The organism is Paraburkholderia aspalathi (assembly GCF_900116445.1).
In the GTDB taxonomy this organism is placed as follows: domain Bacteria; phylum Pseudomonadota; class Gammaproteobacteria; order Burkholderiales; family Burkholderiaceae; genus Paraburkholderia; species Paraburkholderia aspalathi.
The window spans coordinates 15,519-29,590 of sequence record NZ_FPBH01000041.1; the positions used below are offsets into that span (position 1 = coordinate 15,519).

Here is a 14,072-nt window from a genome sequence, read left to right on the forward strand (position 1 = left end):
TTCATCGGCGCGCGCGGTCGGCTTACAGGGAGCGATCTGATGGTGGCCAATCCTACCTTGCTGTTTCCGAACGATGCTGAGCAGACCGCTCCGGCGACCAGCGAAAGACTGCTCGCAGTCGAACACGTCAACCTCGAATACCGCACGCGTGAACGGATCGTCCGCGCGACCCATGACGTGAGTTTCGATGTTTACGGCGGAGACCGCTTCGTGCTGCTGGGACCCTCAGGTTGCGGCAAGTCGACGCTGCTCAAAGCCGTGGCCGGTTTTATCCAGCCGACGTCGGGCAGCATCTCGCTCGAAGGCGTTGCCGTGCGCGGCCCAGGCGCCGATCGTATTGTCGTGTTTCAGGAATTCGACCAGTTGCCGCCATGGAAAACGGTTCTGCAGAACGTGGCTTTCCCGCTGCAGGTGGCGAAGAAGCTTTCACGCGCAGAAGCCAAAGAACGAGCGCTGCATTATCTCGACAAGGTGGGGCTGGCTTCGTTTGCCAATGCCTATCCGCATACGTTGTCGGGCGGTATGAAGCAGCGCGTTGCAATTGCCCGCGCGTTGGCGATGCAACCGCGCGTGCTGCTGATGGACGAGCCGTTTGCCGCGCTCGATGCGCTGACTCGCCGCAAGATGCAGGAGGAACTGCTGCGCTTGTGGGAAGAGGTGAACTTCACGCTGCTGTTCGTCACGCATTCAATCGAAGAGGCGCTCGTGGTCGGCAACCGGATTCTGTTGCTGTCGCCGCATCCGGGCCGCGTCAGAGCCGAGCTGAACAGTCACCAGTACTCGCAGGATAGTTTCGGGCGCAGCGACTTTCAGCACAGCGTTGCGCGCATCCATCACCTGTTGTTCGAACAAACGGAGGCCGTTCAATGAGTACGCCCACCGTGCTGCTACCGCCGGTTCGCGAAGAGTATGAGCGTCCGCTCGAACCGCTCGGTGAACTTGTTCTCGAAGCACCGCTTCCGCTCGGCAGGCGCCTCTTTTCGCAAAGCTGGTTGCGCAAGACGCTGATTGCGCTGGTGTTGATCGCGATATGGGAAATCGCCGCGCGTGCGGTCGACAACGATCTGCTGCTGCCGACTTTCGGCGCGACGTTCAGCGCCTTCGTACAAGGTGTCTGGTCGGGCGAACTGCTGCAGAAAACGGCGGTGTCGATGTCCGTGCTGCTGCGCGGCTATCTGCTTGGCGCCGCACTCGCCTTTGTTCTGACCTCGCTTGCAGTATCGACGCGCATAGGCCGCGATTTACTCTCGATGCTGACCGCGATGTTCAACCCGTTGCCTTCCATCGCGCTGTTGCCGCTCGCTTTGCTCTGGTTCGGCCTTGGCACCGGCAGCCTGCTGTTCGTGCTGGTGCACTCGGTGCTGTGGCCGCTTGCGCTCAACACGTACTCCGGTTTTCAATCGGTGCCGGCGACGCTGCGCATGACGGGACGTAACTACGGCCTCACCGGTATGCGCCATGTGCTGTTGATCCTGGTGCCGGCCGCCTTGCCGTCGATTCTTGCCGGCCTGCGCGTGGGCTGGGCCTTTGCGTGGCGCACGCTGATCGCCGCCGAACTCGTATTCGGTGCGAGTTCCGGCAGCGGTGGGCTGGGGTGGTATATCTTTCAGAATCGCAACGAGTTGTATACGGATCGCGTTTTCGCGGGGCTGGCTGCCGTCATCGTGATTGGCCTGCTGATCGAGCATCTGGTGTTCGATACGCTCGAACGCGTGACCGTGCGGCGTTGGGGCGTGCAGCACTAACGGTCCAATGTCGCGACAATGAGGGTACGGTAACGCGCTTAAGTATGACGAAATGGGAAGCGCGCTGAAGTTCGCGAAACAACCGGTCGCTCCATCCGCTACCGGCCCCGAACCAGATCGACAGGAGACCCCGTCATGGGAATGCGCCCAGATCCTACGTTTCACGCATCGCCGAAACTCGCCATGGATGCGCCAGCGGAAGACTTCGCTTATACGCTGCTGCTCAGCCCCGATTTCTCGCAGCCCGATGCGCTCGCCGTCATCGACGTGAAGCCCGGATCGCCCACCTATAGCCAGGTGGTGCACACGGTGCCGGTGCCGAACAAGGGGGACGAGTTTCACCACTTCGGCTGGAACGCCTGCTCGTCGTCACTGTCGCCGCTGACCGGCCACGCCTTTCTCGAACGGCGTTATCTGATCATTCCGGGGATGCGCTCCTCGCGCATCTACATCGTGGATACCAAGCCCCATCCGACTCAGGCGAAGATCCACAAGATCATCGAACCCGAGGAAATCTTCCGCAAGACGGGCTACTCGCGTCCCCACACGGTTCATTGCGGACCGGAAGGCATCTACGTCAGCACGCTCGGCGGCGCTGGGAAGGATGGCACAGACGGGCCGCCGGGAATCTTTATCATGGACTGCGAGACTTTCGAGGTCCTTGGCCGCTGGGAAATCGACCGCGGGCCCCAGGAAAAACACTACGATTTCTGGTGGAACCTGCCGCGCGACTACATGGTGTCGAGCGAGTGGGCGTTGCCGCCGCAATTCGAGAACGGGATCGTCCCCGAAGATCTTCTCTCGAACAAGTACGGGCACCACATCCACTTCTGGGATCTGCGGGCGCGGCGCAACGTGCAAACGATCGACCTCGGCGCCAACCATCAGATGGCGCTCGAAGTGCGGCCCGCGCACGATCCCAGCCGCGAATACGGTTTCATTGGCGTGGTGGTGGATACGACGAACCTTGAAGGATCGATCTGGACCTGGTGGCGCGAGGATGGAAAGTTTCACATCGAGAAGACCGCGACGATTCCACCCGAGCCCGCAGATCCGGAACTGCTTCCGCCCTTGCTGCAGGGATTCGGCGCGGTGCCGCCGCTCGTCACCGATATTGATCTCTCCATCGACGACAAATTCCTGTACGTCGCCTGCTGGGGAACCGGCGAAATGCGCCAATACGACGTGACGGAACCCCGCAAGCCGAAACTCACGGGATCGGTGCACATCGGCGGGATCGTACGGCGCACGCCTCACCCGAACGGTCAGACCTTCGCGGGTGGTCCGCAGATGGTCGAGATCAGTCGTGACGGGAAGCGCGTCTACTGGACCAACTCGCTCTACTCGACGTGGGACGACCAGTTCTACCCGGCCGGTGTGCCGGCGGCACAGGTCATGGCGCGGGCTGAACCGGGCGGCGGCCTTGCACTGGCCGAGGAGTACTGGGTCGACTTTCCCGACGGATACCGGGCTCACCAGATCCGGCTCGAAGGCGGGGACTGCTCGACGGATTCGTTCTGCTACCCGTCGGTGGGGACTTGATTGGGAGTGGCTGGCCGCAGACCGGCCTCTGGTTAGCCGTCGCGGCGAGCGGCCTCTATCACGGGCTTAACCCGGCGATGGGATGGCCGCTCGCTGTTTCTAGCGGGCTGATGGAAAAACGTGCGCGGGCGCTGTTCTCCGCGCTCCTGTATCTCGCGGCTGGGCACGTACTGGCGATGTTCGTGGTGATCGTGCCTTTCGCCATGCTTGCAATGCTGCTCACCTGGCAGCGCGAGATCCAGATCGGCGCGAGTGTGCTGGTCATCGGCTTCGGTGTTTGCCTTCTAATCTGGCGGCGCCATCCGCGTGTCCTCGCGCGTATCCCGCCGTCGCGGCTTGCGCTCTGGTCCTTCGCCGTTGCCATCGCGCACGGCGCTGGATTGATGCTTGTGCCGATCTACCTCGGGCTGTGCCGGTCGTACGACATGGACCGAGGGCATCAGGCCGCACGCGCACTGATCGACTTCAATCTGGGGATGGCGCTGCTTGTCTCCGGCGTTCATGCCACCGCCATGATCGCGGTCGGTGGACTGCTGGCCTGGTTGGTCTATCGCTACCTGGGGCTCAAGTTCGTGTCACGGAGCTGGTTCAACCTGGACGCAGTCTGGGCATCGAGCCTCATTCTGGTGGGCACGCTCTCGTTGGTGTTCAATGCCGCGTTGTCTGGCGGTGAGGGCTGATAGGGGCGAGCGCAGCGATGCAAGCGGCGGGCTTGCGCTGCTCAGAAGCCATTCAGGCGCTGTTCAGGAGCCGCCGAACCAGTTGTAGCCCTGGTTCTCCCAGTAACCGCCGGGATATTCGTTCGTCACACTGATCGCGACGATATGCTTCGGATTCTTGTAGCCGAGCTTGGTCGGCATGCGCAGCTTCATCGGGAAGCCGTATTTCGGCGGCAGCACCGCACCGTCATAGGTCAGGGTGAGCAGGGTCTGCGCATGCAACGCCGTTGGCATGTCGATGCTGGTCCAATAGTTGTCCGCGCAATGCAATGACACGTACTTCGCCGTCATGTCCATGCCCGCACGCTTCATGAACTCGGAGAAGCGCACGCCACCCCAGCGGCCAATCGCGCTCCATCCTTCAATGCAGATATGCCGCGTAATCTGGCTTTCCTGCGGCAATGCGCGCAGCTCGTCGAGTGTCCAGACGCGTTTGCCATTCGCGAGGCCACTCACCTGGAGGCGGTAGGTCGCCGCGTCGACTTCGGGCACATCGTCGATGCCGTAAAACGCGTTGAACGGAAACGGCCGGGTGATCATCGACTCCGGATAGGTCGGGGCCATCTCTTTCGGATTGAACAGCAGTGCCTGCACATCATCGTTGAAGAACGACATCTTGCGCAGCATGGTGTTCACCGACTTGTCGTTGGACAAACTGCAGCCTGACAGCAGCGCAATGCCGCCGAGTGTGAGAATTCGTTTGCCGAGCAGGCGGCGTGCCGGATCTTTCAGTTCGCTGCGTGCATCCTTGATGATGGATTCGGCGTGAGACGAAAGAAACGTATCTAGCTTCACAGGTCGTTTTCGAAAAGTCATGGACTACCGTCCGCGAATCATCAGAAGCAGCGAGCGCGGCACCAGAGCGACCATGACGACGTGTACGAAGAAGAACGCAACCAGCACGCTCATCGCAAAGAAATGCACGACGCGCGCATTGTCGTACCCGCCGATCAGCGTGCGTAGCAACGGAAATTGCACCGACTTCCACACGGCCAGACCTGAGAGCACCAGCAGCGTGATATCGACGATTACCGCCAGGTAGGCGAGCTTCTGGATGGCGTTGTAGTGGCTGAGGTCTTCATGCCCGAGCTTGCCACGCAGCGCGGCGACGAGATCGGTTGTAAGTGACTTGAAGCTGAGCGGCAGCAGTTTGCGACGCAGACGTCCGGAAGCTAAATTCAGCCCGACGTAAACGAGGAAATTAGTCACCAGCAGCCACATGACCGCAAAGTGCCACAGTAGCGCGCCGCCAAGCCAGGTACCCAAGGTGATGGAGGAAGGAAATCGCAAGACTGGAAAGATGGGCGAGGCGTCATACACCTGCCAGCCGCTCATTACCATCAGTACAACGGCGAGCGCGTTAATCCAGTGCGTGATGCGGACCCAGGCGGGTTGAATCGTTACGTGGCTCAAAGCGATCTCGTAGTTGATGAGGTTGCCCGCGGCAGGAAGAGCGCCAACACGCTGCCTTTCCAGTCACGGGCATGCACACCGTGGCTTACTGGCCGGATTTCTGCGCTGCCTGTTCGATCATGGCGGCGACTTCCCGCGGATGGGATTCAAACACTGCATGGCTTGCACCGTTGATTTCGACCGTAGTCGCGTGAGCACGCGATGCATACATGCGTTCGAGCTCCGGATTGATTATCTTGTCGGCTTTAGCGACCATGTACCAGCTCGGCTTTGTCTTCCATGCCGGGTCAGAAACCTGCGCTGAGAACTCGGACGCCGCAAGCGGGATCTGCGCATGCGCCTCGAACTCGGCTTGCGCACGGGGCAGGTCGGGCGCGAACTGCAACGGATAGTCAGCCGGTTTCAGGTAAACAAAATTGTCCGATGTGCCGACGATGGACAGCGGACCGCCCGGGTACTTCTTGCCGTTCTCACCGATGGTTTCACCGGCGTCGAGCGCATGCGCGGCGATGTAGACCAGCGACTTCACGTGCTCGTCGTTCCCGGCTTCGCTAATGATCGCGCCGGCATAGCTGTGGCCGACAAGTACGCACGGGCCGTCGAGGCTATCGAGCACGCGTTTTGTGGCGGTCACGTCGTCGTTAAACGACGTCAGAGGTTGTTGCACCAGCGTGACGTGGTAGCCGTCCTTCGTCAGAATGTTGTAGACGGGACGCCAGCCTGCAGCATCGGCGAATGCGCCGTGGACGACTACGATGTTCTTGACGGGTGCGGCAAAAGCAGGCGCGGCGGCAACAGTAAGCAGGCAGAGCGCAGCAGCGGCTTGCGCGGCGGTGGATCGTAACGTCGGAAAGCGCATGTAAATCCTTGAATATTGAAAACGCAACAGTCGATTAGGATTGTTGAATGAATGGAAAAGACGACACGCAATGTCGGCGACGTAATGCGTTAGAACTGCGGCGCCACGCCGTCCTTTTCGACGAACAGCACGTGCGCGTCATAAACGCCGTTCGCACCCGGTGTAACCACAATGAATACCTTCTTTCCTGCCGTCAGATCCGTCTTGCTTGCCGGAACTGGTGTCACGACGGGCACGTTTGCCGGTACGGTTACCGTGCTGCTGCCGCCCTTGTATGACAGATTCAGCTCGCGGCCGCTGGTGCCAGTGACAACCGACACTACGTTTGCATTCGTCATCGTGCTGTTAGGACCGAAGTCGTAAGCGAAATGCCCTTCGGCCGTACCGCGTGCGGCCTCAGGAAAAACGATCATCGAAGTGGCCGTCAATTTTCCATCGCTGCCCGTGATCGCCGGCGTCCCCACGTATGAACCGACTTTGGCGTCGGAAAGCTTGGCGGGTTTGAACGCCGATACCCCGACGTCCGGTTTGACGTCGACAGACACGGTGTCGCCACTGTTCCGGTGTACGGTCAGAATTTCGCCCTTGAAGGACACAACATCGCCGCGAATCCGTTCCGGTTTGACGTCAGGCGTTTGCGCAAAAGATGCGCCCGAAAGCGTAAGGGCGGCAAACAGAGCACCTAATTTGTAATGAATCGACACGAGTTACTCCATCTATATGAATGTGATTGAATCGGAATGTCAGACGCTGGCGGACGTCACGTCTGCAACAAGCATCTTGTGCGGCTGGATGGGTTGGATTGGTGCGCTACCGAGGCGCAAGCAACTCACGCCAGTTGATTCTTCATGCCCAGAACATCGATCGCCTCGATCGACGGAGGGCTTGCCAGCAACTCGTCGGCGTGCGCCATCAGGGCTTTGGCAATATCACCCTGCAGGTGTGCCTGGCGATCCTCTTCACTGGCAAACGCGTCGAAGATGGCGAATGTGGTCGGCGATAGCTTGAGGGCGAACCAGATCGGCGTAGTCGCTTCCTGGCGTGCCATTTCCAGACCGGCGGCAAGGAAGTCTGCAAGCTCCTGCTCCTTTCCGGGTTTGGCTTCGAGTCGGACAAATAGCGCGGTCCTGATCATCTCTGTTCTCCGTTGTCCGCGTGATGAATTCATGCGGTGAACGACACTGTACAAACAGAGTGCGCTGCGGAATACTGTCTAAATCGACAATATTGGTACCAATCCTGCCATGCGAATTTTTGTCCTCGCACTCGAGGGAGTGTTCGACACAGGTCTCACCACGGTGCTCGATAGCCTGACGATGGCCAACGGTCTTGCGTGCACGATGGGGATGGCCACAACGCGCTTTGACATCACTATCGTGGGGATCCGGCCCGAGGTGCGTACCGCACTTGGGATGCAAGTGCCCGTTCACGATATGAGCGACGCTCCTGCGCCGGACTGGGTTGTGTTACCGGCGCTCAACCGCATGACGGGCGAAGATCTCGTGCCCGTGCTCGGCCGGAACGATGTGGTCGATGCATTCGGTGCTTTGCGTTCATGGCGTGAGGGCGGGGCCCGCGTTGCGGCCGCCTGTACGGGTACGTTCGTGCTGGCTGAAAGCGGCTTGCTCGATGGTGGCGAAGCTACGACTACCTGGTGGCTCTCGCCACTGTTCCGGCAGCGCTACCCGAAGGTGCACCTGGACGCGCATCGCATCGTCGTTCCGAGCGGTAGCGCGCTAACGGCAGGCGCGGCTTTGAGCCATGTCGACCTTGCCCTCTGGTTGATCCGCAATTACAGCCCTGAGCTTGCGGCGCTCGTCGCCAGGTACCTCGTATTCGATTCGCGCTTGTCGCAGTCTGCCTATGCGATTTCCGATCACCTTTCCCATTCGGACCCGCTCGTCGAGCGTTTCGACCGTTGGGTACGTGAACACCTCGACACGACAATTTCGCTCGACGTTGTCGCCGATGCATTGGCGACCACCACGCGGACGTTGACGCGACGTCTGAATGGCGTGCTCGGTAAAACGCCTGTCGAGTACATTCAGGATCTTCGGGTGGAGCGGGCCGTTCATCTGCTAAAGACGACCAAGCTCACGGTTGATCGCATTGCGGAGCAGGTCGGGTATGCGGACGGCCACACCTTGCGAACCTTGCTGCGGCGGCGGATAGGTAAGGGCGTGCGCGAATTGCGGGGCGCTTGAGCCGCCCCGTGCACCGCGAAATATTTCGTTTGCCGAATTAATTTTCCTGCGCCAGCGCCGCCGCCAACTCGCGTGCCGTCTGTCTCGCCGCGTGATCGAGTTCGGGACCAAGCAGTGTTTTCTCGACGACGATCGACTTGACGTCGGTCACGCCGACGGATCGCAGCCACGCTTCCATATATGGCCGCTGAAAATCGAACGAATGGGCGGGTGTGCTCGAGCCCACTGAATAGTCGAGACCTCGCGCATAAACGACCACCGCTTTCTTCTCTTTCAGCAAGCCCTGCAATCCACGCTCATCGAATGAGAACAGAATGCCGCGCTGCGACACGACGTCGATGAAATGCTTGAGCTTGTAGGGAATGGAAAAATTCCACAGCGGCACGGAGAACAGCAACGTATCGGCGTCGTGCAGTCGCTGCGCGAGTTCACGGATGCTCGTCCACGCCTGCTGCTGGCCTTCGCTGAGCGGTGTGCCGCTCAGGTCGGCATATTTGGCATCGAGCGCGTCACCGTCGAACTCCGGCAGCGCGACTGACCAGAGGTCAAGCACGTCGATCCGATGAGCCGGATGAGTGTCGCGATAAGCGTCCACGTACGCGCGTGCGACGTCGAGTGAAGCTGACCGCTTCTTACGCGGAGACGATTCAATGTGCAGCAAGGTAGACATGGCGATACTCCGAATGGGTTGGGAGTTGCCATCACAACATATTTCGATTAGAAATATAAACGACGTGTCATCGCCAAATTAAGTTCGAATCGCACTGTATAGGAAAGGGCTATTCCATGTTCGATACCGTGCTGCTGCGATCCTTCGTGGCCGTGGTTCAGGAAGGCGGCTTCACGGCCGCAGCCGCCCGTCTCAATCTGACGCAGTCTGCCGTCAGTGCGCATCTGCGGCGTCTGGAAAAACAGACCGGCCGCGAGCTGCTCGCGCGCACCACGCGCTCGATTACGCTCACGGCGGACGGCGAGCTGCTGCTGGGTTACGCGCGGGCCATCCTCGCGCTCAACCGTGACGCACGGGCACAGATGCTTCGCGGACCCAGCGAGGGAGCAATCCGGGTCGGTCTCTCCGACGACCTCGCCAACGTCAGACTGATGAATGTCATGCATGCGTTCGCAGTGCGCTACCCGCGCATCGCCTTCAGTGTCAGGGTCGGCATTCCCGCCGAACTGCTGCACGCGATGGATCAGGCCGAACTCGACATGGTGATCGGCGGCCGCTGCGAGGGTGGCCGTTCTGGACGGGTTCTCTGGCGCGAACCGCTCGTGTGGGCGGGCGCCGAGTGGGCTGCGCTCACGCCCGGCGTTCCAGTGCCGCTCGCGGTATTGCCCGAGCCGTGCCCGTATCGTGAGGTGGCATTGGCCGCACTCGCCCGGGCTGGCCGCGATTACCGGATAGCGCTGGTGTGCTCGAGCGGCGCCGGTCTGTGCGCCGCAGCGCAGGCTGGCTTTGCGGTGACGCCGGTGGTCCAGACACAACTCGTGCACGGCTTGCGCGTAATTCCGCCGGATGCCGGCTTGCCTTCGTTGCCGGATGTCGAGTTCACGATTTTCACTGCGGCGGGGGCATCCCCACACATTCAAATCGCCGACGAACTGAGCGACGCCGTCGTGCTCGCGTTCGCGAACAGAGGATGATGCGGGGCGAGCGCATGGCGGGCGGCCAAAGATAAGAAATCAAACCGTTGCTTGACCCGTGCCGGCCCATCAATCCCCGAACCTCGATCCGATTTGTTCCGCTCACGCAAAATAGTTTGTCCATAGCGGGTGTTTGCTCAGCGCGTGAATACACCTAGATTAGGCACCTATCGGAGCCACCGGCCCGGTGGGCAAGAAAGCCCAATCCAATATTCGAGGTATTCCATGAGCACGTCGCAAAAGGTCGTAGTTGTTACTGGCGCATCGCAAGGCATTGGTGCCGAGACCGTCAAAGCATTTCGCAAGCTTGATTACCGCATCGTCGCAACGGCACGCAGCATCAAGCCGTCCGAAGATCCCAACATCGTGACAGTGGCGGGTGACATCGCTGATCCGGCAACGGCGCGTCGCGTGATTGCCGAGGGCGTGGCACGCTTCGGCCGCATCGACACGCTGATCAACAACGCCGGTGTTTTCATCGCCAAGCCGTTCACCGGTTATACGTCTGAAGACTACGCTTCGGTGACGGGCGTGAATCTGAACGGTTTCTTCTACATCACGCAGTTGGCGATCGCCGAAATGGAGAAGAACAACAGCGGCCACGTGGTCAGCATCACGACCAGTCTGATCGACCACGCCATCGACGGTGTGCCGTCGGTACTGGCGTCGCTGACTAAAGGCGGTTTGAACGCAGCCACCAAGTCACTCGCAATCGAATATGCGAAGCGCGGTATCCGCGCGAACGCGGTTGCTCCCGGCATCATCAAGTCGCCGATGCACGCCCCCGAAACGCACGGGGCACTCGGCGCACTCCATCCGATGGGCCATATGGGCGAGATGAGCGACATCGTCAACGCGATCCTGTATCTGGACTCGGCGCCGTTCGTGACGGGCGAAATTCTGCACGTCGACGGCGGTCAGAGCGCTGGGCACTAAGGCAACACGGGGGGCGCTACTGGTTGCGCCCGTTATCTGAATCATCAATAAGGAACTGACTATGTCGATAGAAAACGTCCTGTACCGTGCACACGCTGAAGTTACCGGAGGCCGCGAAGGCCGCGCCGTGGCGCCGGAAGGCGGACTTGACCTGAAGCTGACGAGGCCGAAGGGATTGGGCGGGAAGGGCGAGAAAGGCACCAACCCCGAAGAGCTTTTTGCTGCCGGTTACAGCGCGTGTTTTATCGGTGCCATGCAATTCGTTGCTGCGCGCGACAAAATCGCTATCCCTGCTGATGTATCGATCAACGGAATCGTGGGTATCGGTCCCATTCCCAATGGTTTCGGCATCGAAGTCGAGTTGAAGATTTCGTTGCCGGGCATGGCACGCGAAGCGGCTCAGGACTTCATCAACAGAGCTCATATTGTGTGCCCCTATTCGAACGCAACGCGTAACAACATTGACGTTACGCTGACGCTCGTCTAAGCCGCAATCCGGTTCGACCGGTTGCAGGTCGCCGTGCGCCTGGCGACCTGCAGGGCCTGTCCCGCTGCGAGTTGCGCCAATCTGTAACAACGCGGCGCTTCACGTTGAATTTTGTAGACGGACGGTCTAATATCGGCTGTATGGACATGCATACAGCTCCGCGCCGTAGAGGGCGCCCACCGAAGAACCTTGCGGGCCACAGCGAGACCCGGGAGATTCTCGTGCGCGCGGGCGTTGCTGCGCTCACGGAAAAAGGTTTTTCCGCCACGGGTATCGACGAGATCTTGCGCAGCGTGAATGTGCCAAAGGGCTCGTTCTATCACTACTTCGGAAGCAAGGAAGAATTCGGCCTCGAATTGATCGACCGCTACGCTGCGTATTTCGCGAGAAAGCTAAACTGGTTTTTCACGGACAAATCGAAATCACCGTTGCAGCGCTTCCACGATTTCGTTGCGGATGCGGAAGCAGGGATGAAACGCTACAGCTTTCGGCGTGGGTGTCTGGTCGGTAATCTCGGGCAGGAAATGGCGGTACTTCCGGAGAGTCATTGCATACGGTTGCGCGAGGTTTTCGCCGACTGGGAAGCTCGGACGGCAAGGTGCCTGAAGGAAGCGCAGGCGGCCGGCGAGATTGCGGAAGGGGCCGATTGTTCGAAACTTGCGGCGTTCTTCTGGATCGGCTGGGAAGGCGCAGTGTTGAGGGCAAAGCTCGAAGGCGGCCCTGAAGCGTTGCACATTTTCGCGGACGGATTTTTCGCCGGGCTGGGTTAGCGCCGTTTTTTTTTCTATTTAAATAGACGATCGGTCTAATTTATGCCGGCAGCGATGAAAACGCTCGCGAGGGTAAATGGGATGCAAATGGAAAGTACGACATTTGACTTTGTTGTTATTGGCGCCGGTTCTGCCGGCAGCCTGCTCGCGAATCGCCTGAGTGCTGACAAGACCCGGAATGTCCTTCTGGTCGAGGCGGGCGGTAGTGACGATTACATGTGGATTCATATCCCCGTCGGCTATTTGTATTGCATCGACAATCCGCGCACGGACTGGCAATTCCGCACCGAGCCGGACAAAGGACTCAACGGCCGGCAGATCCTTTATCCGCGCGGCAAAACGCTGGGCGGATGCTCCAGTATCAACGGAATGATCTACATGCGTGGCCAGGCGCGCGACTACGACCAATGGGCCGAGCTGACTGACAATCCGGAATGGACGTGGAACAACTCATTGAAGGACTTCAAGGCTCACGAAGACTTCTACAAACTCGATCCGAGCCAGCACGAACGGCTGAACGCCAATGCCGAGGCGATTGCAAAGATTCACGGAAGCGGCGGCGAGTGGCGTGTCGAAAAGCAGCGTCTCAGGTGGGAAATTCTTGATGCGTTTGCCGAAGCGGCGGAGCAGGCCGGCATTCCGATCATCGACGATTTCAACAAGGGCGACAATTTCGGCGTGAGCTACTTTAATGTCACGCAGAAAAACGGTTGGCGCTGGAATACGTCAAAGGCCTTCCTGCGTCCGATCAGACACCGCTCGAATCTCACGACGTGGACTAACGCCCACGTGAAGAAGCTCAACATCGAACGCGACAGTAACGGTGCGCTGCGTTGCACCGGCGCGGAAATCGTTCGTAATGGCGAGCTTGTGTCGGTGAATGCCGCCCGCGAAGTCGTGCTTAGCGCGGGTGCGATCGGATCGCCGCACATTCTGCAGCACTCGGGGATTGGTTCGGCATCTCTATTGAAAAAGCACGGCATCGATATTGTTCAACACACACCTGGCGTCGGCGAAAATCTGCAGGATCACCTGCAGATTCGCGCGGTCTACAAGGTTGAAAACTGCGATACGTTGAACGTTCTTGCCTCGAACATGATCGGCAAGGCGAAGATCGGCCTTGAATATGCGCTGCACCGATCCGGCCCGATGAGTATGGCGCCCTCCCAGCTCGGGGCCTTTGCCAGAAGCGATCCGTCAAGGAAGCACGCAAACATCGAGTATCACGTGCAGCCACTGAGTCTCGACGCTTTCGGGCAGCCGCTGCACACGTTTCCGGCGTTCACCGCAAGTGTTGCCAACGTGAACCCGACGAGCCGGGGCACGGTGCACATCAAGAGCGGCAACTTTGAGGATGCGCCGGCCATTGCGCCGAACTACCTCAGTACGGAAGACGATCGGAAAGTCGCTGTAGATGGCCTTCGCCTGACGCGACGCATTGCGAGCCAGGCGGCGCTCGCGAAATACCGCCCGCAAGAGTACAAGCCGGGCGCGCAATACGAGTCCGACGCCGAACTCATGAAGCTGGCCGGGGACATCGCCACCACGATCTTCCATCCCGTCGGTACGGTTCGGATGGGCACGTTAGCGGATCCGAATGTCGTTGTCGACAGCCATCTGCGCGTGCGCGGCGTTGCAGGACTTCGTGTGGTGGACGCGAGTGTGATGCCCACGATCACCAGCGGCAATACGAGCTGCCCGACGATGATGATCGCCGAGAAAGCTTCGCACTGGATTCAGGAAGGCGTTTGAC

Annotated in this window: 16 protein-coding genes; 10 read left to right on the forward strand and 6 right to left on the reverse strand. The window is 59.7% G+C overall.

What is annotated here, in order from left to right:
* Window positions 1-39: 39 nt before the first annotated feature.
* The 4 genes from BM438_RS39060 to BM438_RS39075 all read left to right on the forward strand — a co-directional run bounded on the left by BM438_RS39060 (window position 40) and on the right by BM438_RS39075 (window position 3,967).
* Window positions 40-870, forward strand: a complete 831-nt coding sequence (locus BM438_RS39060) for an ABC transporter ATP-binding protein (RefSeq protein ID WP_093645766.1) — start codon at window positions 40-42, stop codon at window positions 868-870.
* The gene (locus BM438_RS39065; protein WP_093645768.1) at window positions 867-1,745 is read left to right on the forward strand and encodes an ABC transporter permease; all 879 of its coding nucleotides are present in this window, start codon (window positions 867-869) and stop codon (window positions 1,743-1,745) included. The genes BM438_RS39060 and BM438_RS39065 overlap by 4 nt, the downstream gene beginning before the upstream one ends.
* A 135-nt stretch (window positions 1,746-1,880) precedes the next feature.
* Window positions 1,881-3,287, forward strand: coding sequence for a selenium-binding protein SBP56-related protein (locus BM438_RS39070; protein ID WP_093645770.1), 1,407 nt, complete (start codon window positions 1,881-1,883; stop codon window positions 3,285-3,287).
* Window positions 3,284-3,967, forward strand: coding sequence for a hypothetical protein (locus BM438_RS39075; RefSeq protein WP_093645773.1), 684 nt, complete (start codon window positions 3,284-3,286; stop codon window positions 3,965-3,967). The genes BM438_RS39070 and BM438_RS39075 overlap by 4 nt, the downstream gene beginning before the upstream one ends.
* Window positions 3,968-4,030: 63 nt before the next feature.
* On the opposite strand, the gene BM438_RS39080 is transcribed toward BM438_RS39075, so the two are convergent.
* The 5 genes from BM438_RS39080 to BM438_RS39100 form a co-directional block, all read right to left on the reverse strand.
* A complete protein-coding gene (locus BM438_RS39080; RefSeq protein ID WP_093645775.1) occupies window positions 4,031-4,822 on the reverse strand; it encodes a molybdopterin-dependent oxidoreductase in 792 nt (263 codons plus the stop codon).
* A gap of 3 nt (window positions 4,823-4,825) precedes the next feature.
* On the reverse strand, window positions 4,826-5,419 hold the full coding sequence (locus BM438_RS39085; RefSeq protein ID WP_093645777.1) for a cytochrome b/b6 domain-containing protein: 594 nt from the start codon (window positions 5,417-5,419) through the stop codon (window positions 4,826-4,828).
* Window positions 5,420-5,504: 85 nt separating this feature from the next.
* On the reverse strand, window positions 5,505-6,278 hold the full coding sequence (locus tag BM438_RS39090) for an alpha/beta hydrolase (protein WP_093645778.1): 774 nt from the start codon (window positions 6,276-6,278) through the stop codon (window positions 5,505-5,507).
* 89 nt (window positions 6,279-6,367) lie between these two features.
* A complete protein-coding gene (locus tag BM438_RS39095; protein ID WP_093645780.1) occupies window positions 6,368-6,982 on the reverse strand; it encodes a hypothetical protein in 615 nt (204 codons plus the stop codon).
* A gap of 125 nt (window positions 6,983-7,107) precedes the next feature.
* Entirely contained in the window at window positions 7,108-7,413 is a 306-nt protein-coding gene (locus BM438_RS39100; protein ID WP_093645782.1) for a putative quinol monooxygenase, read from the reverse strand.
* Between the two features lie 109 nt (window positions 7,414-7,522).
* Between BM438_RS39100 and BM438_RS39105 the strand changes: the two genes are divergently transcribed.
* Window positions 7,523-8,482 (forward strand): GlxA family transcriptional regulator, encoded by a 960-nt coding sequence (locus BM438_RS39105; RefSeq protein WP_093645784.1) that lies wholly within the window; start codon window positions 7,523-7,525, stop codon window positions 8,480-8,482.
* Between the two features lie 37 nt (window positions 8,483-8,519).
* Here BM438_RS39105 and BM438_RS39110 read toward each other — a convergent pair whose 3' ends face one another.
* Window positions 8,520-9,152 (reverse strand): FMN-dependent NADH-azoreductase, encoded by a 633-nt coding sequence (locus BM438_RS39110; protein ID WP_093645786.1) that lies wholly within the window; start codon window positions 9,150-9,152, stop codon window positions 8,520-8,522.
* Between the two features lie 116 nt (window positions 9,153-9,268).
* On the opposite strand from BM438_RS39110, the gene BM438_RS39115 reads away from it, so the two are divergent.
* The 5 genes from BM438_RS39115 to BM438_RS39135 all read left to right on the forward strand — a co-directional run bounded on the left by BM438_RS39115 (window position 9,269) and on the right by BM438_RS39135 (window position 14,071).
* Window positions 9,269-10,126 (forward strand): LysR family transcriptional regulator, encoded by an 858-nt coding sequence (locus BM438_RS39115; RefSeq protein ID WP_093645788.1) that lies wholly within the window; start codon window positions 9,269-9,271, stop codon window positions 10,124-10,126.
* Window positions 10,127-10,351: 225 nt separating this feature from the next.
* On the forward strand, window positions 10,352-11,062 hold the full coding sequence (locus BM438_RS39120) for an SDR family NAD(P)-dependent oxidoreductase (protein ID WP_093645790.1): 711 nt from the start codon (window positions 10,352-10,354) through the stop codon (window positions 11,060-11,062).
* Between the two features lie 61 nt (window positions 11,063-11,123).
* Window positions 11,124-11,549, forward strand: coding sequence for an organic hydroperoxide resistance protein (locus BM438_RS39125; RefSeq protein WP_093645792.1), 426 nt, complete (start codon window positions 11,124-11,126; stop codon window positions 11,547-11,549).
* A gap of 140 nt (window positions 11,550-11,689) precedes the next feature.
* Entirely contained in the window at window positions 11,690-12,319 is a 630-nt protein-coding gene (gene acuR / locus BM438_RS39130) for an acrylate utilization transcriptional regulator AcuR (protein ID WP_093645794.1), read from the forward strand.
* Between the two features lie 87 nt (window positions 12,320-12,406).
* On the forward strand, window positions 12,407-14,071 hold the full coding sequence (locus BM438_RS39135) for a GMC family oxidoreductase (protein WP_093645858.1): 1,665 nt from the start codon (window positions 12,407-12,409) through the stop codon (window positions 14,069-14,071).
* Window position 14,072 lies beyond the last annotated feature (1 nt).